The organism is Indibacter alkaliphilus LW1, assembly GCF_000295935.2.
GTDB classification, from domain to species: Bacteria; Bacteroidota; Bacteroidia; order Cytophagales; family Cyclobacteriaceae; genus Indibacter; species Indibacter alkaliphilus.
On record NZ_ALWO02000037.1, the window covers coordinates 200,583 to 223,087 of the forward strand.

The 22,505-nt window shown below is 38.9% G+C and carries 23 protein-coding genes; 16 read left to right on the plus strand and 7 right to left on the minus strand.

Annotated features, from left to right (window positions below; translation table 11 throughout):
- The first annotated feature begins 12 nt into the window (after positions 1–12).
- The 6 genes from A33Q_RS13375 (at position 13) to A33Q_RS13400 (ending at position 4,675) form a co-directional block, all read left to right on the plus strand.
- A complete protein-coding gene (locus A33Q_RS13375; protein ID WP_009033359.1) occupies positions 13–861 on the plus strand; it encodes a universal stress protein in 849 nt (282 codons plus the stop codon).
- Positions 862–864: 3 nt separating this feature from the next.
- Positions 865–1,221 carry a translation initiation factor gene (locus tag A33Q_RS13380; RefSeq protein WP_009033360.1) on the plus strand — a complete coding sequence of 119 codons (357 nt, stop codon included), beginning with the start codon at positions 865–867 and terminating at the stop codon, positions 1,219–1,221.
- Positions 1,222–1,269: 48 nt separating this feature from the next.
- On the plus strand, positions 1,270–2,004 hold the full coding sequence (locus A33Q_RS13385; RefSeq protein ID WP_009033361.1) for an SGNH/GDSL hydrolase family protein: 735 nt from the start codon (positions 1,270–1,272) through the stop codon (positions 2,002–2,004).
- A 175-nt stretch (positions 2,005–2,179) separates the two neighbouring features.
- Positions 2,180–2,761 (plus strand): phosphatase PAP2 family protein, encoded by a 582-nt coding sequence (locus A33Q_RS13390; RefSeq protein ID WP_009033362.1) that lies wholly within the window; start codon positions 2,180–2,182, stop codon positions 2,759–2,761.
- A gap of 169 nt (positions 2,762–2,930) precedes the next feature.
- The gene (locus A33Q_RS13395; protein WP_009033363.1) at positions 2,931–3,323 is read left to right on the plus strand and encodes a VOC family protein; all 393 of its coding nucleotides are present in this window, start codon (positions 2,931–2,933) and stop codon (positions 3,321–3,323) included.
- 155 nt (positions 3,324–3,478) lie between these two features.
- Positions 3,479–4,675 carry a DEAD/DEAH box helicase gene (locus A33Q_RS13400; RefSeq protein ID WP_009033364.1) on the plus strand — a complete coding sequence of 399 codons (1,197 nt, stop codon included), beginning with the start codon at positions 3,479–3,481 and terminating at the stop codon, positions 4,673–4,675.
- A gap of 207 nt (positions 4,676–4,882) precedes the next feature.
- Here the strand turns inward: A33Q_RS13400 and A33Q_RS13405 are convergent, their stop codons facing one another.
- Both A33Q_RS13405 and A33Q_RS13410 read right to left on the minus strand, forming a co-directional pair.
- The gene (locus tag A33Q_RS13405) at positions 4,883–5,719 is read right to left on the minus strand and encodes an alpha/beta hydrolase (protein WP_040490455.1); all 837 of its coding nucleotides are present in this window, start codon (positions 5,717–5,719) and stop codon (positions 4,883–4,885) included.
- A 149-nt stretch (positions 5,720–5,868) separates the two neighbouring features.
- On the minus strand, positions 5,869–6,708 hold the full coding sequence (locus tag A33Q_RS13410) for a 1,4-dihydroxy-2-naphthoyl-CoA synthase (RefSeq protein WP_009033366.1): 840 nt from the start codon (positions 6,706–6,708) through the stop codon (positions 5,869–5,871).
- A 78-nt stretch (positions 6,709–6,786) separates the two neighbouring features.
- Here A33Q_RS13410 and A33Q_RS13415 point away from each other — a divergent pair, with 78 nt between their 5' ends.
- From A33Q_RS13415 to A33Q_RS13430, 4 genes are all read left to right on the plus strand, one after another.
- Positions 6,787–7,863, plus strand: a complete 1,077-nt coding sequence (locus A33Q_RS13415; protein ID WP_009033367.1) for an AMP-binding protein — start codon at positions 6,787–6,789, stop codon at positions 7,861–7,863.
- Positions 7,860–8,282, plus strand: a complete 423-nt coding sequence (locus tag A33Q_RS13420) for a DUF2141 domain-containing protein (protein ID WP_009033368.1) — start codon at positions 7,860–7,862, stop codon at positions 8,280–8,282. The genes A33Q_RS13415 and A33Q_RS13420 overlap by 4 nt, the downstream gene beginning before the upstream one ends.
- 25 nt (positions 8,283–8,307) lie before the next feature.
- On the plus strand, positions 8,308–9,498 hold the full coding sequence (locus A33Q_RS13425; protein WP_009033369.1) for an ATP-grasp domain-containing protein: 1,191 nt from the start codon (positions 8,308–8,310) through the stop codon (positions 9,496–9,498).
- Between the two features lie 108 nt (positions 9,499–9,606).
- On the plus strand, positions 9,607–10,365 hold the full coding sequence (locus A33Q_RS13430) for a hypothetical protein (RefSeq protein ID WP_009033370.1): 759 nt from the start codon (positions 9,607–9,609) through the stop codon (positions 10,363–10,365).
- On the opposite strand, the gene A33Q_RS13435 is transcribed toward A33Q_RS13430, so the two are convergent.
- Complete coding sequence (locus A33Q_RS13435; RefSeq protein ID WP_009033371.1) at positions 10,349–10,807, minus strand: hypothetical protein; 459 nt, start codon at positions 10,805–10,807, stop codon at positions 10,349–10,351. The genes A33Q_RS13430 and A33Q_RS13435 overlap by 17 nt on opposite strands.
- Before the next feature lie 154 nt (positions 10,808–10,961).
- Between A33Q_RS13435 and rluF the strand changes: the two genes are divergently transcribed.
- From rluF to A33Q_RS13450, 3 genes are all read left to right on the plus strand, one after another.
- Entirely contained in the window at positions 10,962–11,693 is a 732-nt protein-coding gene (gene rluF / locus A33Q_RS13440) for a 23S rRNA pseudouridine(2604) synthase RluF (RefSeq protein ID WP_040490495.1), read from the plus strand.
- Positions 11,694–11,834: 141 nt separating this feature from the next.
- Positions 11,835–13,004: a pyridoxal phosphate-dependent aminotransferase gene (locus tag A33Q_RS13445; protein WP_009033373.1), complete on the plus strand. Its 1,170-nt coding sequence runs from the start codon at positions 11,835–11,837 to the stop codon at positions 13,002–13,004.
- A 58-nt stretch (positions 13,005–13,062) separates the two neighbouring features.
- Entirely contained in the window at positions 13,063–14,169 is a 1,107-nt protein-coding gene (locus A33Q_RS13450; protein ID WP_009033374.1) for an AEC family transporter, read from the plus strand.
- A gap of 1 nt (position 14,170) precedes the next feature.
- On the opposite strand, the gene A33Q_RS13455 is transcribed toward A33Q_RS13450, so the two are convergent.
- From A33Q_RS13455 to A33Q_RS13475, 4 genes are all read right to left on the minus strand, one after another.
- Positions 14,171–14,938: an XRE family transcriptional regulator gene (locus A33Q_RS13455; RefSeq protein WP_009033375.1), complete on the minus strand. Its 768-nt coding sequence runs from the start codon at positions 14,936–14,938 to the stop codon at positions 14,171–14,173.
- A 12-nt stretch (positions 14,939–14,950) separates the two neighbouring features.
- Positions 14,951–15,205, minus strand: a complete 255-nt coding sequence (locus A33Q_RS13460) for a hypothetical protein (protein ID WP_009033376.1) — start codon at positions 15,203–15,205, stop codon at positions 14,951–14,953.
- Between the two features lie 585 nt (positions 15,206–15,790).
- Entirely contained in the window at positions 15,791–18,046 is a 2,256-nt protein-coding gene (locus tag A33Q_RS13470; protein WP_009033378.1) for a Tex family protein, read from the minus strand.
- Positions 18,047–18,203: 157 nt separating this feature from the next.
- A complete protein-coding gene (locus A33Q_RS13475) occupies positions 18,204–18,455 on the minus strand; it encodes a hypothetical protein (protein WP_009033379.1) in 252 nt (83 codons plus the stop codon).
- A 194-nt stretch (positions 18,456–18,649) separates the two neighbouring features.
- On the opposite strand from A33Q_RS13475, the gene A33Q_RS13480 reads away from it, so the two are divergent.
- The 3 genes from A33Q_RS13480 to A33Q_RS13490 all read left to right on the plus strand — a co-directional run bounded on the left by A33Q_RS13480 (position 18,650) and on the right by A33Q_RS13490 (position 22,424).
- The gene (locus A33Q_RS13480) at positions 18,650–19,225 is read left to right on the plus strand and encodes a TlpA family protein disulfide reductase (protein ID WP_009033380.1); all 576 of its coding nucleotides are present in this window, start codon (positions 18,650–18,652) and stop codon (positions 19,223–19,225) included.
- A 104-nt stretch (positions 19,226–19,329) separates the two neighbouring features.
- The gene (locus A33Q_RS13485) at positions 19,330–19,980 is read left to right on the plus strand and encodes a hypothetical protein (protein WP_009033381.1); all 651 of its coding nucleotides are present in this window, start codon (positions 19,330–19,332) and stop codon (positions 19,978–19,980) included.
- A gap of 107 nt (positions 19,981–20,087) precedes the next feature.
- Positions 20,088–22,424, plus strand: a complete 2,337-nt coding sequence (locus tag A33Q_RS13490) for a glycoside hydrolase family 95 protein (RefSeq protein ID WP_009033382.1) — start codon at positions 20,088–20,090, stop codon at positions 22,422–22,424.
- Positions 22,425–22,505: the final 81 nt, after the last annotated feature.

Genomic DNA, 22,505 nt, shown 5'->3' on the forward strand with positions numbered 1-22,505 from the left:
AATCCAGAAAAAATGAAAACGATCCTCGTACCTTATGACTTTTCAAAAGAGGCAGAATATGCATTTAAATTTGCCCAAGAATTAGCCAAAAATACAACCAAGAAACTTAAGCTTTTTCATGTTATAGAATTGCCGGGCCCTCAAAGCTTTAGCAGTATGGGTGAAGCTGGAGCTTTTAACAATGATGCCCAGCAGATATTTATGGTGGAACTTGTAGAAAAGCGTAAAAAGCAAATGGCTGACTTAAACGCCAAATTCAAAGATTCACCTTTCACCTTTGAATCCAAAATTGTTTTTGGCAATCCATTTGCCGGAATTTCAAAAGAAATTGCAGATGCTGATGCGGACCTGGTAGTCATGGGAAGCAAAGGTTCTTCCGGGCTGGAGGAAGTTCTTATCGGAAGCAACACCGAGAAAGTGGTGAGAAATGCCACTTGTCCTGTAATCACTGTCAAAAATGAGATTCACCCTAAAGACATCAAAAAAGTTGTGTTTGCAAGTGATTTTGACAGTGTTCCGGATAAAGTGGTCGACAAACTGAAAAAAGCCTCAATAGTAATAGATGCAGAGCTACATCTGGTTAAAATCAACACACCAAGCATGTTTGAAAACACCAGAACTTCCAAGCAAAAAATCAAAGATTTTGTAGATAAACATGGCTTAAAGGTAGCCTCTATGGATGTGTACAATAGCTCTTCGGAAGAAGAAGGCATTATTGAATATGCAGACGACATCAATGCAGATATGATTGCAATGGCCACACATGGCAGGACAGGATTCCTTCACCTCTTAAGTGGCAGCATTGCAGAGGATGTAGTAAATGCAGCAAAAAGACCCGTGTGGACCATGAAATCCAAATAAAACATGGGTAGAAAAAAAAATAATGACTGGAAAAAAAGAGATGGAGTAGTTTTTTCTACCAGTGACAATTTTGATTTTGATTCTGGGGATGAGGAATCCATAGAAACTTTGCCTCCACAGCAGCAAAACCTTAAGGTAATGTTGGATAAGAAGTCCAGAGGTGGGAAACAAGTAACCCTAATTGAGGGATTCGTAGGAGGTGAGGAAGACCTAAAAACTTTAGGAAAAATGCTCAAAAGCAAATGTGGTGTTGGTGGCTCAGCTAAAGACGGAGAAATCCTGATTCAAGGTGATCACAGGGATAAAGTTTTAGAGATTCTTCTCAAAGAAGGATATAAGGCAAAAAAATCAGGAGGTTAAAACTAGAATGCACCAAGCTTTATTCAGTTTGGTGTTCTTTTATATCACATGTGGAATAGACTATCTTATTTTGCAGAACTGGTTTTTTTGATTCCATTTTTACCCCTTCTACATTTTGAGGGAAAAAGACTTCGGAAAAAAATCAAAAGATTAAAACCATATTCTGAATATCTACAATTTGGACCCAAGAGCAAGAACCCCATTCTGATCATTGGTGAATCAACTGCCGCTGGTGTAGGAGCCTCTTCAGCTGAAAAGACCATAGCCAAACAAATATTCGAACTAAGTGACAAATCCGCAGAAGTTCTGAATCTTGGGAAAAATGGTCTTTTGGCAAAAGGGCTAAATGGACTGTTGAGACACGGCTTGGACAAATCCGGTTGGAAGGCACAAAGAACTATAATCCTGATAGGAGCCAATGATTGCTTTAAGTTTACTCCACCCTGGAAGTTTTTTCAGGAATTAAGCACTTTTACAAACCTCCTTCAAAAGCAAAATGGAACGAAGGATATCATCATTCCCAGTATTCCCCCAGTCAACAGATTCCCTACCATCCCTTTTGTATTGAAGATCTTTTTAGGTTGGCATAGAAGCTTATTAATGAATGAGTTGAGAAAATTGGACAAACAAAATGAAAATGTAAAGCTCCTGGATTTTGGTGTTGATTATACTCAGGAATTTTTTGCTGAAGACGGAATACATCCATCAGACTTAGGTTATGAAATAATGGCGAAAAGAATTGTAGATAACTCGGATATTTTGGATGAGCTTTTGCCAAAATAAAGTGACTCCCAAAGGGAGCCACTTATTAAGCCTAAAAAATGAACCACAAACTAAACTGTTATCTCAAATTTTAGGGTAGTTAAATAATGTTGGTTTTGGAAATATGTACGAAAGGAATAATGTATCTGGATCACTGTACTTCTACATTTCATGTTTTATTTATGTTTGAAGTCTAATGAGTAAGACTTTAGCAAGCGCAAAAACCCTGTCTATCATAGGGCATCCACTGATCTTGGGAAACCTCTATGTGATCATCATGAGCTTTCAGAAAATGCCAAGTAAGCAAGCCTTATGGGTCAGTGGAATGACCTTATTATTAGTTACCCTACCGATCATTTTTCACAATTTGAGAAAAACAAAATCAGGGGCATACAGCAATTTTGATGTATCAGACCAAGCCCAAAGAAAATCATTTTATCCCTTTGCTATAGGATTGTTTGTCCTCTTGAACCTACTTTTTTTCTTATTGGACCTCCCTAGGGCCGTGATTTACCACACTCTCAATTTCCTGGTTTTCCTGATCATCATGGCATTAGTGAATTTCAGAATCAAAGCATCTCTTCATGCAGGAATCGCATTCTATATTTCCGTTTCACTCTGGGAAGTTCATTTGATTTTAGGTTCAATACTCTTGTTTTTAGCTCTTGGAATCGCCTGGTCAAGACTGTTCACAGGCAGACATAGTCTGAATGAACTGATTATTGGAAGCATGTTAGGAATCATTTCAGGATTATTTGGAGTTTTTCTGATTATATAGATGAAAAAATCATATTCTGCCATTCAAAGGAAATATTATATCAGTCATCAAAACCTTTAGCTTTCAATTGCATTGGAAATTGGATTACTCTTTAGATTTAGGTAATTTTTAAAACTTAGTATACCTTTTTCACAAAATCAATCCAATAAAACGCGTAATTATTTGAACTATGAAATACAGCCAAATCAAAGAGACCTGTCTCTACATTTCTGATCTTGATTTAGCAGAAGAGTTTTATCACCATATTTTGGAAATGCCTGTTATTTCTAAAGTAGATGGAAGGCATATTTTCTTTAGGTGTGGCTCTTCTGTCTTGCTTTGCTTTCTACCCGAAGCTACACAACATGAAGAAAAGCTTCCCCCTCACTTTGCAAGAGGCAAGCAGCACATTGCTTTTGAGGTCAGCAAAAGGGATTATCTCAAGGCAAAATCTGAATTACTTCAAAAAGGGATCACAATCACCCATGAACAGGAATGGGCTAAAGGTCAAAAAAGCGCTTATTTTGAAGACCCCTTTGGTCACGTTTTGGAAATTGTACCCTATGGAATTTGGGAGAAATAATGCATACATGCTTCTTTATCATCAATAATCCCTTTAAAAAGACTACCTTTGTCTTAGTTTTTGCATAATGCACAAGGCCGGTTGTAGGCCCAAAGATCATCACAATAGGCTTCAGAAGTACATACAACGACTTTTAGCCAGTTTAATTCGCCCAAATGGCATTCAATAATTTACCACTCATAGAGCCCATCCTTAAGGCTGTTGCCCAAGAAGGATACACTACTCCTACCCCAATTCAGCAAAAAGCCATCCCGCTTGTACTCGATGGAAATGACCTATTAGGTTGTGCCCAGACCGGTACAGGCAAGACAGCTGCTTTTTCTATTCCCATTATCCAGCTGCTCAGCACACAAAAGCAAAGCAGACCAGGTATCAAGGCACTTATCCTGACACCCACTCGGGAACTGGCTATTCAAATCAACGAAAGCCTGGCCTCCTATGGCAAGTTTACCAAAATCAGGCATACTGTTATTTTTGGGGGTGTTTCACAGCTTCATCAAACTAATGCACTCAAGCGAGGAGTTGACATTCTTGTAGCTACCCCGGGAAGACTTCTGGATTTGATCAATCAAAAGTATATTGACCTGAGACATTTGGAAATCTTTGTTCTGGATGAGGCAGATAGAATGTTGGATATGGGTTTTATCCACGATGTCAAAAAACTGATCAATATCATTCCCACTAAGCGGCAGACGCTGTTTTTCTCCGCGACCATGCCTTCGGAAATTCAGAAATTGGCCGATACTTTATTAAAGAACCCGAAATATGTAGAAGTAACGCCCCCATCCTCCACTGTGGAGAAGATTACTCAAAAATTATATTTCACCAATAAAAATGACAAGGCCAAGCTTCTGATACACCTTTTGGAAAAAGAAAACATCGGCTCAGCTTTGGTATTTGGAAGAACCAAACATGGTTCTGACAAGGTGGTCAAGCTCTTACAGAGGGAAGGAATCAAAGCAGCTGCTATCCATGGCAATAAAAGCCAAAATGCCCGACAGAATGCTTTGAATGATTTTAAAAATGGAAAAATCCGTATTTTGGTAGCCACTGATATCGCTGCAAGAGGCATAGATATAGATGAATTGGCCACTGTGTTCAACTATGATTTGCCAAATATTCCGGAAACATACGTTCACAGGATAGGCCGTACCGGTAGAGCCGGGAATTCAGGTGTTGCCATTTCATTTGCAGATCAGGATACGATGAAGGAATATAGAGATATTGAAAAACTTATTGGGATCAAAATACCTGTCATCGATGAGCATCCTTATCAAATGAGTGGTAATCCTACGGTAGAAAAGAAGGAACAAAAAAATAATAAAAGGTCCTTTTCCAGAAAAAGACGCTAATCATACTTTGTTTATTTATGGGTAAAATTTATACTCATAGATTTTTTTCACCATTAGAGCTTTGAGTTTGATCAATTCAGTCAGAAAACCGGCAGCTCTTAGATCTCATTCTTCAAACTGTCTAGTTTGAATTAATATCAAAAAAAAACCGATGAAAAATCATCGGTTTTTTTATTTTTTGAATTAAGTTCAAGAGGGCTTTACGGTTTAGATCCTTTCCTCTATCCATTCCAAAATATCCTTCATGATAGTGTCTCTCTCAGGCTCGTTGACTAGCTCATGATAAAGCTCCGGGTATCTGTGAAAAGTTTTATCTTCAGATGGGATATTCCTAAAAAACTCCTCTGTTCCTTTAGGATTGGTAAGTTTATCAGCTGTTCCATGTAATAAGAGTACCGGCCAATCAAATTCGTTTGAATTGAATTTGATAAAATCGATCATGCGCAGAATTTGGTAGCCAGTTCTGGCAGGTATAGATTCTGAATAGACCAAAGGATCTTTATTGTAATTTTCAACTACTTGCTTATCCCTGGAGATTTTTGTTGAATCCAGTTTGAGAACTTTCAACTTGGGAGTCAAAAAACTCAATACTGATGAGACTTTAATCAAAAAGTCAGAAACATTTTCATCAGGTTTGAGAGCAGGGGCAGACAAAATCACACCCTCGGCCTGACTCTTATATTCCAACATATAGGAAGCTACTAAAGCTCCTCCCATACTGTGTCCGAAAATAAATGCTGGAACAGAAGGGAAATAGTTTTTTACTTTTTCGAAGAGGGAATCAATATCTTTCAAGTAGTCCAAATAGTCTCCGAAATAAGCAGTGGGTTTGGGTAAAGATGATTGCCCGTGCCCCCTCCCATCAAAAGTAAAAACGGCTATATCATTCCTCACAAGAAGGTCTGCCAAATGGCCATATCTACTACTGTGTTCACCCAGCCCATGGACTAATAGAATTGAAGCTTTGGCCCTTTCTGGCATCCAAGCTTGTAGAAAGAGTTTCAGTCCATCATGAGTGTTATACTCTGTTTCTAAATGTGGCATACTGTGAAATTGAAAAGTAAATAATCTTATCAAAAACCAATTTAGCTTTTATTCCTGAAGGGAAGTAAAAGACTGGAAAATAAATGAAAACCAGAAAATAATAAAGGTGAGTTTTTTAAAAACCCACCCTATAATTTACTTGATTTAAATCATGGTATCCATTTGATTCCCTTAAAATTAGGCTTTCGCTTCTCAAGAAAAGCATTCCTACCTTCTTTGGCTTCTTCAGTCATGTAAGCAAGCCTGGTCGCTTCGCCTGCAAAGACCTGTTGTCCTACCATTCCATCATCTGTAAGGTTCATGGCAAACTTCAGCATTTTGATGGATGTTGGAGATTTTTCCAGAATTTCCTGAGCCCATTGGTAGGCAGTACCTTCTAGCTCATCATGGGGAATTACAGCATTGACCATGCCCATATCCGCTGCATCCTGAGCTGAATAATTCCTTCCCAAAAAGAAAATTTCCCTAGCCTTTTTCTGACCCACCATTTTGGCAAGATAAGCTGATCCATACCCTCCATCAAAGCTCGTCACATCAGCGTCAGTCTGTTTGAAAATGGCATGTTCCTTACTGGCCAAAGTCAGATCACAGACTACATGCAGACTGTGACCTCCACCCACAGCCCACCCAGGAACTACAGCAATTACGACCTTTGGCATAAACCGGATCAAGCGCTGCACTTCCAATATATTCAAGCGGTGCATTCCGTCCTCTCCGACGTAGCCTTGATGTCCACGAGCTTTCTGATCTCCGCCGGAACAAAATGAATAAACCCCATCTTTGGGAGAAGGGCCTTCAGCAGAAAGAAGAATGACCCCAATAGATGTATCTTCTTGCGCATCGTAAAAAGCATCATATAATTCACTGGTGGTTTTGGGTCTGAAAGCATTCCTTACCTCAGGCCTGTTAAATGCTATCCTAGCTACACCGTTGCATTTTTTATAGGTAATGTCCTGATATTCCTTTGCGGTTTTCCAGTCTATAGTCATATTTATTCGTTTTATTTTTACGCAAGATAACAGCCTTGCAGGAAATTTGTTGAATTTTGGAGCTATACTGAATTGAGAATGGGAAAATTCATTTTAGAGAATCGGGAATATTCTTTTGAGGAGATCAAAAATGGAAACTGGAAGGAAAGTGATCATTACTTCCATCAAACATTTACTTTTTGCCAACAGTGGCTCAAAGGAAAAGAAACCTTTTCTATAGCAACCTCCGGATCCACTGGAGTACCCAAAAGTATTTCTATCCATAGGTCACAAATGAAGGCCTCTGCAGAAACAACTGGAAAATATTTCAAAATTGAACATGATTCAAAGTTACTATGCTGCCTGAATACTTGGATGATCGCAGGAAAAATGATGCTAGTCCGGGGAATGGAATGGAATGCTACAGTCTATCTGGTAAAAGCCAATTCTGACCCCTTACATGATGATTTTCTGAAATTTCCTCTGGACTTTGTCGCCATGGTTCCACTCCAGGTTCGGGCTTCTCTCGATAAAGTAGAAGGCCAAGTTAAATTAAAACAAATCAAAACTTTAATTATAGGCGGTGCACCGATCAACCAAAAATTAAAGGATGATATAAAATCAAGCAATCTAAATGCTTTCCAGACCTATGGAATGACAGAAACCGTTTCGCATATTGCCTTAGCAGATTTAAGAAATGAAGATCTGATCTACATAACTCTCCCCGAAGTACAAATAGGCCTGGACAAAGAAAATAAGCTCTGGATCAAAGCTCCAATGTCTGCTAATCAAGTGGTGCAGACAAATGACCTTGTTGAGATATTGAACAAAAGTCAATTTAAATGGCTGGGAAGAGCGGACTTTGTTATCAATTCAGCAGGAGTAAAAGTATACCCCGAGCAGGTCGAGGAAAAAATACAAGAGCCTATTCAAAAACAATTTGGTGACACAAACTTTTTTATAGCAGGAATTCCTGACGAAAAATTTGGGCAGAAAGTAAGCTTGCTTCTAGAAATAGCAGAACCTGAAAATTTCGATCCTGAATCGTTCAATCAGGAGTTGAGAAAATATATCAACAGGTTCCATGTGCCTAGAAAGTATTTCTTTCTGAAAGATTTTATTTACACCAAATCAGGTAAAATCAACCGTCCCGAGACATTAAATAAAATACTATGAAAATCATTCTTTTGTTTTTGGCCATGCTCTTTATTATAGATTTTGACCAAGATTCAACCGATCTGACCATTACAGTTTCCGGTCTGAAAAATGAAAGTGGAGTAGTCCGTGTTTTGCTTTTCAAAGGAGAAGATGGGTTTCCAAGCAAAGTCGATAAGGCTTTCAAAAATGCATCTGTTTCCATTAAGGGAGACAAAGCCAGCATTGTTTTCAAAGATATACCAGAAGGTACCTATGCTTTTTCAGTTTTTCATGACAGTCTTAACACTGGCAAGCTCCGCACCAATGCGCTAGGCATTCCTAAAGATGCCTATGGTTTTTCAAACAACGCCTCTGGTACATTTGGACCTCCCAGTTATAAAGACGCTTCATTTAAAGTAACCGCTGATCAAAATAAAGTAAGCATAAATCTCCGCTAAACTTAATTTGGCGGAAAATTAGCTTATGATTTTACTAGATTATCCTTATACCTCTGATTTTCTAAAGAAAACAATCCTTGATCAGCAATTAGAGATCATTGCTACACCTCATGCGAGAGAAATTATGGGGGAAGTTCAGGCTAATTGGATTTCTGAAGCAGATGCTGCCATGAGAATCCAAATCAACCCCCTGACAAAAATTTACACCAATTCAGAAAACTCCATTGCCTGGATTCAAAAAAATACCAAAGGAACAGGCTTACCCGAAAAAGTTGAATTATTCAAAAACAAATACCTGTTCAGAGCATTGATTCAGGAAGGTTATCCAGATTACTTTTTTGCAAAAGCCAGTTTGGAAGAACTTGAAAATCTGGAGCTGGCAGATTTAGAATTTCCCTTCATTATCAAGCCAATTGTCGGGTTTTTCAGTATAGGAGTTTACAGGGTTTCCGAGCCATCTGAATGGAAATCTACAGTTGCCAAAATCAAATCAGAAATTCGGAAAACGCAGGAACTCTACCCAAGAGAAGTTGTAGACAATACGCAGTTTATACTTGAATCCTACATTGAAGGGGAGGAATATGCCTTTGATTGTTATTTTGATGAATATGGAAAACCTGTCTTGTTGAATGTACTTCATCATGTATTCAAGTCCTCTGAAGACGTAAGTGACAGACTTTATTCCAGTTCTGAAGAAATCATTGTTTCCTTGAAAAACTCCGTATTTGAATTCCTAGACTTGGTTGCTTCCAAGGTAGAATTGAGAAATTTCCCTTTACATATAGAATTTCGGATGACAGATCAAGGCAAACTGATTCCAATTGAAGTCAACCCCATGAGGTTTGGTGGTTGGTGTACTACAGCAGATTTGACCTGGTTTTCCTATGGGATCAATTCTTATTTACATTATTTCAAATCTCTAAAACCAGATTGGGAAAAAATATTCGCTACCAGAAAAGATAAAAAATACAGCCTGATCCTTCTGGACAATCAATCCGGAATAGACTTTGAGCATATTGAATCTTTTGACTTTGAGAAATTAGCCGCTGAATTTGAAAATCCTCTGCATATAAGAAAAGTAAATATGGAAAAGTACGGGGTCTTTGGTTTTCTTTTCACAGAAACAAGCAAGGGAAACGAAGGAGAGCTACATAAGGTGCTACGGTCAGACCTCAAAGAATACATCATCCAAAAGCATGAATTTTCTAAAAATTAAATCAGCTTCTAAACAAAATCAGGTCTAATCCCTATCTGTATTCTTGTTTCCTCGAGAATAGAACTAATTTTGTGCATTGAGAGATTGCTGTCCAAACTGAAAACAAGCATGCATTTAAAAACAGAAGATCTTACGAGAATAGAAATTGAATATGATTCAGGCATCATTCCTCCTCCCTATAGTCACATATTCAAGTTGAAAATTGGTTTGGGCAAAAATTTTCTGAATACACACCTTGACTTACATTACACTGATCGGGAAGATTTATCAGAAGAGGAGATTTTTGAAGAAGGCTTCAGTTTGAATGATGATTATCAGTTTCAGGGTGAGGTGCCCAAAGTCTGGGAAAGTCCGTTGAAAGAATTGTATGCGAACTCCAAATGGTCAAATAGTAAATCCAATGATCAGGGTGGAGTCAGCATAATTGCCAAAGATACCCATGGGAAAATAGTCCGCTCAGTACCTCTCAATCAGCAGGACTGGCAGTTTTTTGCCCAGGATTATATTCAGGCCATTTATGAACTCAACAAAAAGGAAGCTCCACTTCGAATCAATTATTTGATCAATGATGAAAAAAACAGCAAAGAGATCAGTTTGACTGTGAAATTTTCAATCAGAAAGGTTGAGGTGCTGGTGAACAACAAAGCTCAGGAAATGAGATGGGAAGATGCAAAAAAACTTCTTGCCAACATTTTTTTACCGGATTATGATTATGATCAAGCAAGCGAACAAAAACCAAAGCAAAAAGGAGAATTCATTGACTGTGGAGATGGCTATTGGCACAATATGAAAAAAGGAGTCTTCAACATAGATGACTCCTTTGATGCGGTATCGCGGATTATTGCGGGTTTTAGAAACCTGGGCTGATGGATGGGAATTCATCCTTGTAAAAATCCCTAACAAAAGCCAATAATTGATTTTCGGTCAATCTATCACTTTTTTGGATTGAGAGCCATTTTTTATCAAATGACTTTATTTCTCTCAACCGGTTACGGATTTGTTCTTTGGCTGTTCCAGGTCCAAAAAGCAAGATATCCTCATAAGGATGAAGTTTATTTTCCAGGATTTTGAAATATTCTTTCAATTCATTTTGGCTGACATTATGCTTTTTGTATTCATTATTGGAAGTGTGGTTGTTATTGCTGGTGAACCGGGTACTGTCGTTTCCTTCACCTGCTTCTCTTTTGAGAGCTTCCACCGGCGACTCAACGGTTTCGATCAATTTGACATGCCCTTCATCGTATCCAATGATATGGGCTTTGTTATGGTCTATCCAAAGTCCGATTTGTTTGAACGCTTTTTCACTCATGTTTTTTGGGTTATTGGTTAATTTAAGTTTCCACCCTGTACAGCAAACAAGGAATCCTTAAGATACTTTATTTTTACAAAATGTACCATCACCTATGCTCTTTAAATTTCTATGAAAAGCATTTACCTTGCAGGCTTATTTACAAATGGCAATCATGAATGAATCAGGTGGTACAAGAATTAATAAATTTTTGAGTGAAGTAGGCTATTGCTCGAGAAGGGAAGCAGACAGACTGATAGAAAAAGGCAAAGTCACCATCAATGGGAAGGTGCCAGAAATGGGAACCAAAATTCAGGAAGGCGATGAAGTCAGGGTAAATGGAAAATTGATCACAGAACCCAAAGAAGACCATGTTTACATCGCTTTCAATAAGCCTGTAGGCATAGTATGCACCACAGATACCAAAGCTGAAAAAGACAATATCATCGACTATATCAATCATCCTAAACGGATATTTCATATAGGCAGACTGGATAAGCCCAGTGAAGGCTTGATTCTTTTGACCAGCGATGGGGATATAGTCAACAAAATTCTCCGGTCCAAAAACAACCATGAGAAGGAATACATTGTCACAGTAGACAAGCCGATCTCAGCAGAGTTTATCAGGAAAATGAGTGATGGAGTACCCATTCTAGGAACAGTTACGGAAAAATGTCAAGTTACACAGATCAATCGATTCAAATTCAAAATCGTCTTGACTCAAGGTCTGAACAGACAAATCCGCAGAATGTGTGATTACTTGGGGTACAAAGTAACAAAGCTTAAACGGGTGCGCATTATGAATATACATCTTGACATTCCTTTGGGTAAGTGGAGGGATTTAAGTCCAAAAGAAATGGCGGAAATCAATTACCTAATAAAAGACTCATCTAAGACCTTTGACTAGTTATTATTCAAACTAATTTTACATACTTTTAAATATATAAATAAAAATCAGGTTATTTTTTTAACTATAAAATCACTTTTTTACATACTTTTAAAGAATTATGGTTTATTTTTAAGCCTATATAAACTATTATTCAAACCTATGAAAAATCTAAACAGAAGAAATTGGCTAAAAACCAGTCTATTTGGGCTAGCCGGATTAAGTGCTATGCCTGAAGTTCTTGCCAATAGCAAAAATCCAACTAGTCCGAAGGCATTCAATTACTCAAGCAGCTTGCGCGAAATCCCATTGACTTTCGATGCTAACGTGCCCATGAAGGCCCGCTTATTGGCCAATGAAAACCCATTTGGTCCTTCCGCAAGTACCATTAAAGCGATATCTTCCTCTATTTCTGAGGGAAATAGGTATGGGCATTCTGATGCCCAATATCTGATCAAAATGATCGCAGAAAAAGAAGGTGTAAGTCCTGATCATATCATGTTGGGCCCTGGATCCACGGATTTGCTCGAAAAAACAGCAATTGCTTTGTGCAGATTCGGTGGAAATGTTATTTCGGCAGATCCCTCCTATTTATCTCTTGTCAATACAGCACAAGCTGTTGGCGCTTCTTGGAAGTCTATTCCACTGACCCAAGACCACGGACATGACCTTGAGGCCATTTCACAATCCATAGATGAAGAAACCAAGCTTGTTTACGTTTGCAATCCCAACAACCCGATGGGATCTATTACCGATTTTGAAAAAGTAAAATCTTTCTGTAAAAAAACTTCCTCTAAAAGTCCGATTTTCATCGATGAGGCTTACTTGGACTTTTTGGAAAATTCCCAAGAGAAAAGTGCAGTAAATCTGGTGGCTGAAGGTTATGATGTAATTGTTGCCAGGACATTTTCCAAAATACATGGAATGGCAGGTTTAAGAGTTGGATATATAGTAGCCACTCCAGAAAGGATAAAGTCAGTAACAGATATGGTCCGCAGTACAATGGGGCTATGCATCACCTCTCTTAAGGGGGCAATAGCCAGCTTTCAGGATGAAGCCTTTTTAACAGAATGCAGAAAACTTAATGCAGAGTCAAGGGATTTTACCTCCCAAAGTATCAAATCATTTGGTTATGCTGAAATACCCTCCCATACGAATTTCATGATTTTTCCCATTCGTTCAGAAGCCAAAACATTTGCGCAATCCATGATCAACCAAGGTGTAGGCATTAGAATGTATGCCATTGATGAAAAACCTTGGTGCAGAGTAAGCATGGGTACTATGGAGGAGATGAATTATTTTATTGAGGCGCTAAAGGTCAGCGAAGGCTGATACCACTACCCAAAATAGCCTTTTGAACCTTTCTTAAATAGTAAACTTAATTTCACTGATGAATCCTGCAGTTCAAAAGACACTTTCCCTTATCATTATTCTGACCATTGGGTTTTTACTCAGAAATAAATTTGACCAGGCAGCCAAGCAAAATGGTCTTAAAACCATTATTCTTACTGTCGCTCTACCTGCAATTATTTTTGTGGCCTTACTCAAGGCAGAAGTAAATTCAGACCTTCTAGCCTTGCCAGTTTTGGCATTGGCCTTTAATTTTCTGCTCTTTTTCCTTCTGAAACCCCTACTGCCCTTCTATGGCATAGAAAAAAATTCTGCTTCGTACAGAACCTATCTTTTGCTATTTCCCTCATTAGCACCGGGCCTATCATGTTTCCCATTTTTGATAGAATATTTGGGCGACGATGCATTGGCTTGGGGCGCATTGGCTGATATTGGGAACAAGTTTTTTGTTCTGATATTCGCATACTTGGTCGCGTTCAATTGGTTTTTGATCAATTATCCCAACAAAAGCAATGGAAATGGACATAAAATAAAATCACTGTTTTTAAGTCTGATCAATGAACCAATCAATATTGTAATTGTGATTGCTTTGGCGCTCTTAGGACTGGGAATACACATGAATAACCTACCGGTTTTTCTATCTTCAGCTATTTCAAATCTCAGCAATCTGATGACGCCGTTAGTTTTGCTTTATATTGGAATAGCAGTAGTTTTTAACTGGAAACAAATTCAAAAGATCACAGGACTACTTCTGCTTCGATCAGGTCTCACCTTTGTGCTTTCAGGAGCTGTAATTCTCTTCGCTCCATCACTATCCTACATGGCTGTTTTGGTCATTATTGTTTTTCCACAAAGTGCGATTAGCTTTTGGCCTTTTGCGCACATGTCTGCCATCACTGCAATGGAGCAAAAAATCGAAAAAAGAGACAAAAAAACATTCGATCTGGAATTGGCTGTCAATATCCTTGCTGTTTCCCTTCCTTTTTCGACAGCAGTCATGTTGATTGTTTTCTCATTTGGACAGACCTTTACTTCCCCATCATTTGTGATTTCTTTAGGGATTGCTCTGGTATGCCTGGGATCTGCCAAGGCCATTTTAAACTGGATGGGACATGTAGAGGCAAAACCCGAATTGAAGAAAAACTAAACTATCTCATCCTTGTAATCTCTGCTTTGAGCTCAAGGATCATCTGGGAAATATCATCTAAACTTACAGGTTTGGATTTGTCTTTAGGATTTGGGAAATCTGTACTGATAAAAGCACGGGCTTCCCAGATCTCAAGGACATCCTCACCTTTGACTTCATAAGGTTTGTAATGCTCGTTATCTGAAACCAAAAAAAGTTTTCCATTTTCTTCCAGATAATTAAATACTCTTTTGTAAACCACTCCTTCTGTCGAAGTTACCAAAACATAAGTCTGCCCACTTCTTATGTCCCTCAATTGCTCCACATAAGATCCAATAACAATGGTACCCGGCACCAAAGGCAACATGCTATCACCACTTAATTCGAAAGCCCTATAGGTATTGTTTTTGGAAAGGTTTGGCAAATGAAATTGGGGCAAAGATTCCATATACTCTGGATCTGCAAAACCGTTAAGATATCCCGCAGATGCTTTTTGGGGAACCATGGTAATATTTTCCCTATCAGAATCATCCACTGCTATGGTCAATATTCTGATTTCCTTTTGAAAATGGGCTTTCCTTCCATTATGCTGTATATCATGATGCAGCAATTCATCCAAACTCACTCCAAATGTATTGGTAATCACCTCCAAAGCCCAAAGCTTTGGCTCTGACCTCCCATCTTCGTAGGCAGAAATCATACTTCTCTGAACCCCGAGCTTGGCAGCCAGTTCGGCTTGTGTAATACCGGATTCTGATCTGAGATATTTAAGATTTTTGGCTAATAGCATAAGGAATTGATTTTAGGCCGAGTATAAATAAAAATTATGGTCCTCTTTCACTGGGTTTTGTAAAGAAAGAGGATTGTTTGAAGTCATCATCTTTCTTCGGATAATTCTTTCCTGAATTTCGGAAATGATTTCTCCTACAGGTTTGGGTTCATTGGTCAAAAGGTAACCATACATAGGCTTCCGCTCATCCTCAATATAAAACTTAACCTGACAGTTGCCACTTGGAAGTTCCTTTTGGGTAATGCTGATGTTTGCTTCTGTTTCCATGAGTATTTGATTTAAAGAATGATAACAGGAGCTAATTTAATAATGTTATTTAAAATAACATATATATGTTTATAAAATTAACTATTTTGTGACATATAATGTCGTGTTTTGTAAAGGAAGCGAGAGATGAGATGCGAGAAAATTTGTTGAATCTTGATGATTCGATATTTTTAATTCAATGTCGTTTAGATAAGACTACAAGTTGAATTTAAACTTTTCCAAAGTTTGGTTAAAAGTAAGAACAAACATTGTTTACAAATCTGAACTTTGGAAATTTACCCTAAACTAAACGACATTGATTTTTACTTTTGAATTTCGAATGATAAAAATGATCCCTGAAGTTGGGTAACACCTATCTTGAATCTTGCTTCTTTGGTCTTTTCTTTCACTTCTCTCGCTTCCTATCTTCAGCATCTCCTCTCCAACATTTCCCAAAACCTTTGAAACCTTGTGTAGCCTATACGCGTCCATAGAGTAGTGTTCTTACCAAAGACTATTTATAGAACTGCATTACCTAAACCAACTATTACTAAAAAAGCGCCGTAGATTTCTCCACGGCGCTTTTACATTTCACAGGAAAAACGTCTACCTAAATTTATTCTGAAGCATGGCGAGCTTGGCCGCCAAATCCCCTTCGGGTTCTTTTGCTTTCCCCCTACTTGAATCTGATCTATCAGACTTTTGGGTTTTAGGCTTTGCTCCAAAAGGATCTGACTTCATACTCAAGCCTATTCTTTTCCTTGGAATATCTACCTCCATGACTGTTACCTCAACTTTTTGACTGACAGCAACGATTTCTGCGGGGTCGCTTACATATTTATCAGCCAATTGACTGAGATGGACTAAACCATCCTGATGAACTCCAATATCCACAAAAGCCCCAAACTTAGTGATATTGGTAACTATACCGGGAAGTTTCATACCTACCTTCAAATCTTTAACTTCATTGACTCCCTCCTGAAAATTAAAAACTTCAAAAGTTTCCCTCGGATCTCTTCCAGGTTTGGCAATTTCGGCCATGATATCTTCTAAAGTAGGTAGACCCACTTCCTCGGAAACATAATTCTTCAAAACTACTTTTGCCCTCAATTCCTCTGAGGTCATCAAATCAGATACACTTGCGCTTAGATCTTTAGCCATTTTCTCTACCAAAGCATAACGTTCTGGGTGAACCGCCGATGCATCTAAAGGATTGACAGCATTCCTTACTCTAAGAAAGCCTGCCGCCTGTTCAAAGGCTTTATCTCCCAAGCGTGGGACTTTTTTGATTTCATCCCGGCTTTTAAACGGGCCATTTTCATTTCTGTAGCTCACAATATTTTGAGCCAACACAGGCCCAAGTCCGGAAACGTAAGTCAGTAGCTGTTTTGAAGCAGTATTCACTTCTACACCTACACCGTTGACACAACTCATTACTGTATCATCAAGGGAGTTTTTCAGAGCATTTTGATCTACATCATGTTGGTATTGTCCTACCCCAATGGACTTGGCATCGATTTTCACCAATTCAGCCAAAGGGTCCATCAATCTGCGACCTATAGACACTGCACCTCTTACTGTCAGGTCCATATCCGGAAATTCTTCTCTTGCCACATCCGAGGCAGAGTAGATCGAAGCACCACTTTCATTGACCATGGTGATGATCACATTTTTGGGAAGCCCAAGGGATTTTACAAATGATTCAGTCTCCCTACTTGCCGTCCCATTGCCAATGGCGATGGCTTCTACCTGATGTTTTTCTACCAAATGCCTTACCGTAGCTCCGGCTTCTGCAGTTTTCTTTTGAGGCTCATTCGGGTAAATTGCATCAAAACTTAATAGTTGCCCCTGAGGCCCGAGGCAAACAGTTTTACACCCTGTCCTGAAACCAGGATCAATGGCCATCACTGCTTTTTCGCCCAATGGAGCAGCCAATAATAACTGTCGTAGATTTTCCGCAAAAACCCTGATGGCCTCTTCATCAGCCTTCTTTTTGGTATAAAGCCTGACTTCAGTTTCCATAGAAGGCTTGAGCAAACGCTTATAGCAGTCTTTGATGGCCAACTTTACCTGCTCGACAGAAGCATTGGATGCATTTTCCAAGACAGTTTTTTCCATCAATGCAATCGCTGAGATTTCATCCGGACAGGAATCTAACATCAAAAACAACTCCTTCTCCCCTCTTCTCATAGCCAAAACCCTATGAGAAGGAGCAGATTTGATAGGCTCAGTCCAATCAAAATAATCTTTGTACTTGATGGCTTCATCTTCCTTTCCCGGGATCACTTTGGATACAAATAGACCTTCTTCAATGAAAAAGGTTCTCATCTTTTTCCTCAACTCCACATTTTCATTGACCCATTCTGCAATAATATCTCGGGCCCCTTGTAAGGCCTCCTCAACAGATGTCACTTCCTTTTCCTCATTGATATAAGTTGATGCTTCAGCCTCTAAATCAAATGAATCTTGGCTGAAAATTTTCTCTGCCAATGGTTCCAAGCCCTTCTCCCTTGCTACTGTGGCCTTTGTCCTCCTCTTGGGTTTGAAAGGTAAATAAAGATCTTCCAAAATGGACATGGTCTCAGCTGCATTAATTTTTTTCTCCAATTCAGGAGTTAGCTTTTGCTGTTCTTGAATTGACTTCAAAATAGCCTCTCTCCTTTTATCCAAATCCCTCAACTGCTGTACCCTATCCCTGATAGCCGCTACCTGCACTTCATCCAAACTCCCTGTAACTTCCTTTCTATACCTGGAAATAAAAGGCACAGTTGCTCCACCATCCAACAATTCTGCAGTATCAGTGACCTGCTTGACTTTGACACCGAGCTCTTCGGCTATTTTCACAAAATGATTGATATCCATAATATTTTAAGAATTGACGCGCAAAGTAATCACTAAGCAGGGCCCTTCAAAAAATTCTCAGTGACATTATGTCCCCTCTTGATTAAGCATCTGAATCTCTGAAAAAATAAATTCCCGGACTTAAGGCCCGGGAATATAAACTGGAAAAATCTCTATTTTAAAAATCAAAATCATTGCCCAGGCCAGCCAAAAATGCAGCTCCAAAAAAGGCAAAGAATAAAATATACAAGGCAATGATCACTGCAAACCATAACAAGGTAGCTTTTGCCCAATTTTGTTTATTGACATTTGCTCCTCCTCCGAAGCCCCAAACAAAGAGCATAATGAATCCTACAATTGGAATGGCTACTATCAAAACAGTGATAAACCAATCTTTTACTGACATGACACTCGTATTGGTATTTTCCATAGTTGAAGTGGTTTTATTTGGTTTTTAAAGAATTAAACATCTTACAATTTAGAAACATATGGTAAAATTAAAAATACAAGCATCAGATAATCAGAAAGAAAAGGAAGAAAAAACAGTATTTAAACCTTCTTGTAATATCCATCACAAATAGGATTCGATGATATGGGTATCTTTGTGATTCACAGATGAAAACTATGGATTGGAAAAAGGAAATTAAGAGTTGGGGCATCATACTGGCAGCCTTTGCATTTTTGTATTTTACAGGTCTGATCACCCCGATAATGGGGGGATTGCAATCACTTTTACTCAGCACTGGACTAATCAAACCAAAAATCACCTTGGTAGATAAAACCAATAAAACCTTCGATTATAATGGCAGGTTTCAGGACTTGGATGGCAATCCTGTCTCATTGGCAGATTATAAAGGTAAAACTGTGTTTATCAACCTTTGGGCAACCTGGTGTCCTCCTTGTCGGGCTGAGATGCCTCATATTTCCGAATTATATAAAAAAGTCAAGGATACGGAAAACCTGGAATTCTTAATGATCGCTTTGGATAAGGAAATGGAAAAGAGCAAGGATTTTATAGATAAAAAGGGATTTAGTTTTCCTGTAGTCCATGCCAATCTTGGTTTAAATGCATCCTTACAAAGCCAGTCCATTCCCACCACTTTGGTCATCAGTCCTTCCGGAGAAATCGTCTTCTATCAGGAAGGAATGAGTAATTTTGACACGGAAGAATTCAGGTGTTTTTTGATTAATCAAAAATAAAAACACTGATTATTAATACTATAAGCTTTCAAATGACTTTTTATTGACCTATCTGGAACCATTCTCGTAGAAATATTAAATTTTAGACGAAAATTTCTATTTCTATGAAAAATCTCTTCTCATTTGTTCTTTTCGGCTTGTTATTCTCTTTTCAAGCATACGCCCAAGAAAAACCCCTCTTTGATTACGAAGAAACCAAGCATGAACTTTCACTGGATATTGACCCGGTCATCAATGGGAATTATCCAAGTACTTTACTTTATAGAAGACATTACAAGACTAAAAATGATAAAAATGCAGCTCTTAGATTTGGGCTTAATTTTTCAAGTGATTTTAGAACAATAGAAACAGATTTTACGCCAATAAATTCAACAGATTTCCAGAATCATTTTTATGCAATTACAATTGGAAAAGAATGGCAACAAAAATTAACAACCAGGATTATCGGGTACTATGGTATTGATCTTGGTTTTGCTTATTCAGGTTCTAGGTCCAAACCAAATGCAGATGATCCTGCTTTTATCACAACTCAAAAAGGTGATTCTTTTAATTACTCAAGCATTGGATTTTTGGGAATGAAATACCACTTTTCCCCTCATTTTTCTGTTTCAGCCGAAACAGGTGCTTCTGCAAGGTTCAACCATTCTATCTACACTGAAAAAAGAGGAGTTTCACCAGAAGAAACAAACGAAACACAAAGTTTTGGACTTTCTTTTATTCCTTTAAGAGCCATCAGGTTTGCATTTCATTTTTAAATGAAGCACCAAATTTAGCCTACTGTCATCTTATCCTTGCCCTCAAGTGTCGACTTCTTGCAGATTCGGTAAATATTCAGGAATTTAATTTCATTAAACCTAACCTCATGAAGTCTTCGTTTTTTTTCTTACTCCTATTAGTAACAATCCTTTCTTCTATTTCAACTTCCTATTCCCAAAGCTTACTTTGGTACGAGCAACCTGCCGACAAATGGGAAGAGGCCTTGCCGCTAGGCAATGGCAGGTTGGGAGCCATGGTTTTTGGGAGAACAGACGTAGAAAGAATACAGCTGAACGAAGATTCACTTTGGCCAGGTGGACCTAATGACTGGGGCTTGGCACAAGGAAAGCCTGACGACTTGGCCTGCATCAGAGAACTTTTGGTAAAGGGAGAAAACAAAAAAGCAGACTCATTAATGGTAGCTCTTTTTTCCCGAAAAAGCATCACCCGCTCTCATCAGACCATGGGAGACCTTTGGTTGGAATTGGGGCATCAGGACATCAGCAATTACCAAAGAAGCCTTGATCTCGACAAAGCGCTAGCTACTGTCACCTATCAATACGAAGGGTATGAGTTTGAACAAAAAGCTATTGCTTCCGCCAAAGATCAAGGAATTATTATCCAGATCACCACTACCCATCCAAAAGGTCTAAATGGCAAGATCAGGCTGGATCGACCAGAAGATGATGGATATCCTACAGTAAAAATCAGTACTCCTGCAAACAACTCCCTCCAAATGGACGGAGAGGTCACCCAAAGAAAAGGACAGATCGATTCCAAACCTGCCCCAATTCTGCATGGCGTTCGTTTTCAGACTATAGCTTTGCTGGAAAACGAAGGAGGAAAACTGGAAGGAAAGGGAGATGCCATTTGGATAGAAAATGTAAAAACACTCAGCATCAAATTGGTAGCAAACACCTCCTTTTACCACACTGATTTTAGAGGGAAAAATCAAGCTGACCTGATGGCATTGAAGGAGCTAAATTTTGCTGAATTGCAGAAGAGGCATCAGAAAGACCATCAGGGTTTATTCCGAAGGGTAAATTTCCAATTGGGAGAAAAGAGTATTGATACAATCCCTACCGATAGGAGAATTGAAAATATAAAAGCCGGAGCTACAGATCTGCATCTTGAAAAGCTGCTTTTTGATTATGGCCGATACCTTTTGATTGGCAGTTCCAGACCAGGCACCCTTCCTGCCAATCTTCAGGGAATCTGGAACCAGCATATTGCTGCTCCCTGGAATGCGGATTACCACATGAACATCAATATGCAGATGAATTACTGGCCTGCGGAAGTCACCAATTTGAGCGAACTCCATGATCCTTTTTTTGAGTTTACAGATGCTTTGATTCCCAGTGGGCAAAAAACAGCAAAGGAAACTTATGGCATGCGGGGAGCTGCATTTGCTCATGGCACAGACCTTTGGAAAATGACTTTCCTTCAAGCAGCACAGGCCTATTGGGGATCATGGTTGGGAGCTGGAGGCTGGATGATGCAGCATTATTGGGAAAGGTATCTCTTTACCCAAGATGTGGAGTTTTTAAAAGAAAGGTTTATTCCGGTAGCTGAAGAAATCGTGGCGTTCTATGCAGACTGGATAGTTCCTCACCCTTTGGATGGGAAATTGGCTTCATCCCCCTCCACATCTCCTGAAAACAGTTTTATCAATTCAAATGGAGATCATGCTGCAAGTACCATTGGTGCAGCGATGGATCAACAGATCATAGCTGAGGTTTTTGACAATTACATAAATGCCGTCGAGCTTCTGGGCATTCAGTCAGATTTACTCCAGGAAATCAAAGAAAAACGCTCCAGACTCAGATCAGGACTTCAGGTAGGCAGCGATGGAAGACTCATGGAATGGGATCAGGAATACAAAGAAACAGAAAAAGGTCACAGGCATATGTCTCACTTGTATGCTTTTCATCCAGGAAATGCTGTTACCAAAACGCAAACTCCTGAGTTGTTTGATGCTGTACGCAGGACACTGGACTACCGGCTTGAGCATGGTGGTGCAGGTACTGGCTGGTCCAGGGCCTGGCTGATTAACTTTTCTGCAAGGCTGATGGATGGGGAAATGGCACATGAGCATGTTCGGAAACTGATTGAAATTTCTTTATACCCCAATTTGTTTGATGCGCACCCGCCGTTTCAGATTGATGGGAATTTTGGTTATACCGCGGGTATTGCAGAGATGCTTCTCCAAAGCCATGATGGGTTTATAGAGTTATTGCCGGCATTGCCTTCCATCTGGTCAGAGGGGAAAATTGAAGGCCTGAAAGCAAGGGGAAACTTCAATATTGATATAGAATGGTCAAATGGCACTTTAACAAAAGCCAGCATTATGTCTCCCTTAGGTGGAAATGCATTAATTCGGTACAAAGGCAAAGAGATTGAAGTAGTCCTGGAAAAAAATCAAAGACTTGAATTAAGCTTTTAGCAAATATACATTTGCGCTTGATTTTGAAATGGATTCAACAAAAAAAATCAAGCTTTAAAAAAATTCTTGCATTTTGAAAAG

Coding starts and splice junctions, on each gene's coding strand:
- A33Q_RS13420 (WP_009033368.1), top strand. CDS start 7,860: ATGAAAATCATTCTTTTGTTTTTGGCCATGCTCTTTATTATAGATTTT.
- A33Q_RS13450 (WP_009033374.1), top strand. CDS start 13,063: ATGAATCCTGCAGTTCAAAAGACACTTTCCCTTATCATTATTCTGACC.
- A33Q_RS13445 (WP_009033373.1), top strand. CDS start 11,835: ATGAAAAATCTAAACAGAAGAAATTGGCTAAAAACCAGTCTATTTGGG.
- A33Q_RS13485 (WP_009033381.1), top strand. CDS start 19,330: ATGAAAAATCTCTTCTCATTTGTTCTTTTCGGCTTGTTATTCTCTTTT.
- A33Q_RS13425 (WP_009033369.1), top strand. CDS start 8,308: ATGATTTTACTAGATTATCCTTATACCTCTGATTTTCTAAAGAAAACA.
- A33Q_RS13405 (WP_040490455.1), bottom strand. CDS start 5,719: ATGCCACATTTAGAAACAGAGTATAACACTCATGATGGACTGAAACTC.
- A33Q_RS13375 (WP_009033359.1), top strand. CDS start 13: ATGAAAACGATCCTCGTACCTTATGACTTTTCAAAAGAGGCAGAATAT.
- A33Q_RS13455 (WP_009033375.1), bottom strand. CDS start 14,938: ATGCTATTAGCCAAAAATCTTAAATATCTCAGATCAGAATCCGGTATT.
- A33Q_RS13390 (WP_009033362.1), top strand. CDS start 2,180: ATGAGTAAGACTTTAGCAAGCGCAAAAACCCTGTCTATCATAGGGCAT.
- A33Q_RS13415 (WP_009033367.1), top strand. CDS start 6,787: ATGGGAAAATTCATTTTAGAGAATCGGGAATATTCTTTTGAGGAGATC.
- rluF (WP_040490495.1), top strand. CDS start 10,962: ATGAATGAATCAGGTGGTACAAGAATTAATAAATTTTTGAGTGAAGTA.
- A33Q_RS13490 (WP_009033382.1), top strand. CDS start 20,088: ATGAAGTCTTCGTTTTTTTTCTTACTCCTATTAGTAACAATCCTTTCT.
- A33Q_RS13410 (WP_009033366.1), bottom strand. CDS start 6,708: ATGACTATAGACTGGAAAACCGCAAAGGAATATCAGGACATTACCTAT.
- A33Q_RS13395 (WP_009033363.1), top strand. CDS start 2,931: ATGAAATACAGCCAAATCAAAGAGACCTGTCTCTACATTTCTGATCTT.
- A33Q_RS13385 (WP_009033361.1), top strand. CDS start 1,270: ATGTGGAATAGACTATCTTATTTTGCAGAACTGGTTTTTTTGATTCCA.
- A33Q_RS13460 (WP_009033376.1), bottom strand. CDS start 15,205: ATGGAAACAGAAGCAAACATCAGCATTACCCAAAAGGAACTTCCAAGT.
- A33Q_RS13435 (WP_009033371.1), bottom strand. CDS start 10,807: ATGAGTGAAAAAGCGTTCAAACAAATCGGACTTTGGATAGACCATAAC.
- A33Q_RS13475 (WP_009033379.1), bottom strand. CDS start 18,455: ATGGAAAATACCAATACGAGTGTCATGTCAGTAAAAGATTGGTTTATC.
- A33Q_RS13400 (WP_009033364.1), top strand. CDS start 3,479: ATGGCATTCAATAATTTACCACTCATAGAGCCCATCCTTAAGGCTGTT.
- A33Q_RS13480 (WP_009033380.1), top strand. CDS start 18,650: ATGGATTGGAAAAAGGAAATTAAGAGTTGGGGCATCATACTGGCAGCC.
- A33Q_RS13380 (WP_009033360.1), top strand. CDS start 865: ATGGGTAGAAAAAAAAATAATGACTGGAAAAAAAGAGATGGAGTAGTT.
- A33Q_RS13430 (WP_009033370.1), top strand. CDS start 9,607: ATGCATTTAAAAACAGAAGATCTTACGAGAATAGAAATTGAATATGAT.
- A33Q_RS13470 (WP_009033378.1), bottom strand. CDS start 18,046: ATGGATATCAATCATTTTGTGAAAATAGCCGAAGAGCTCGGTGTCAAA.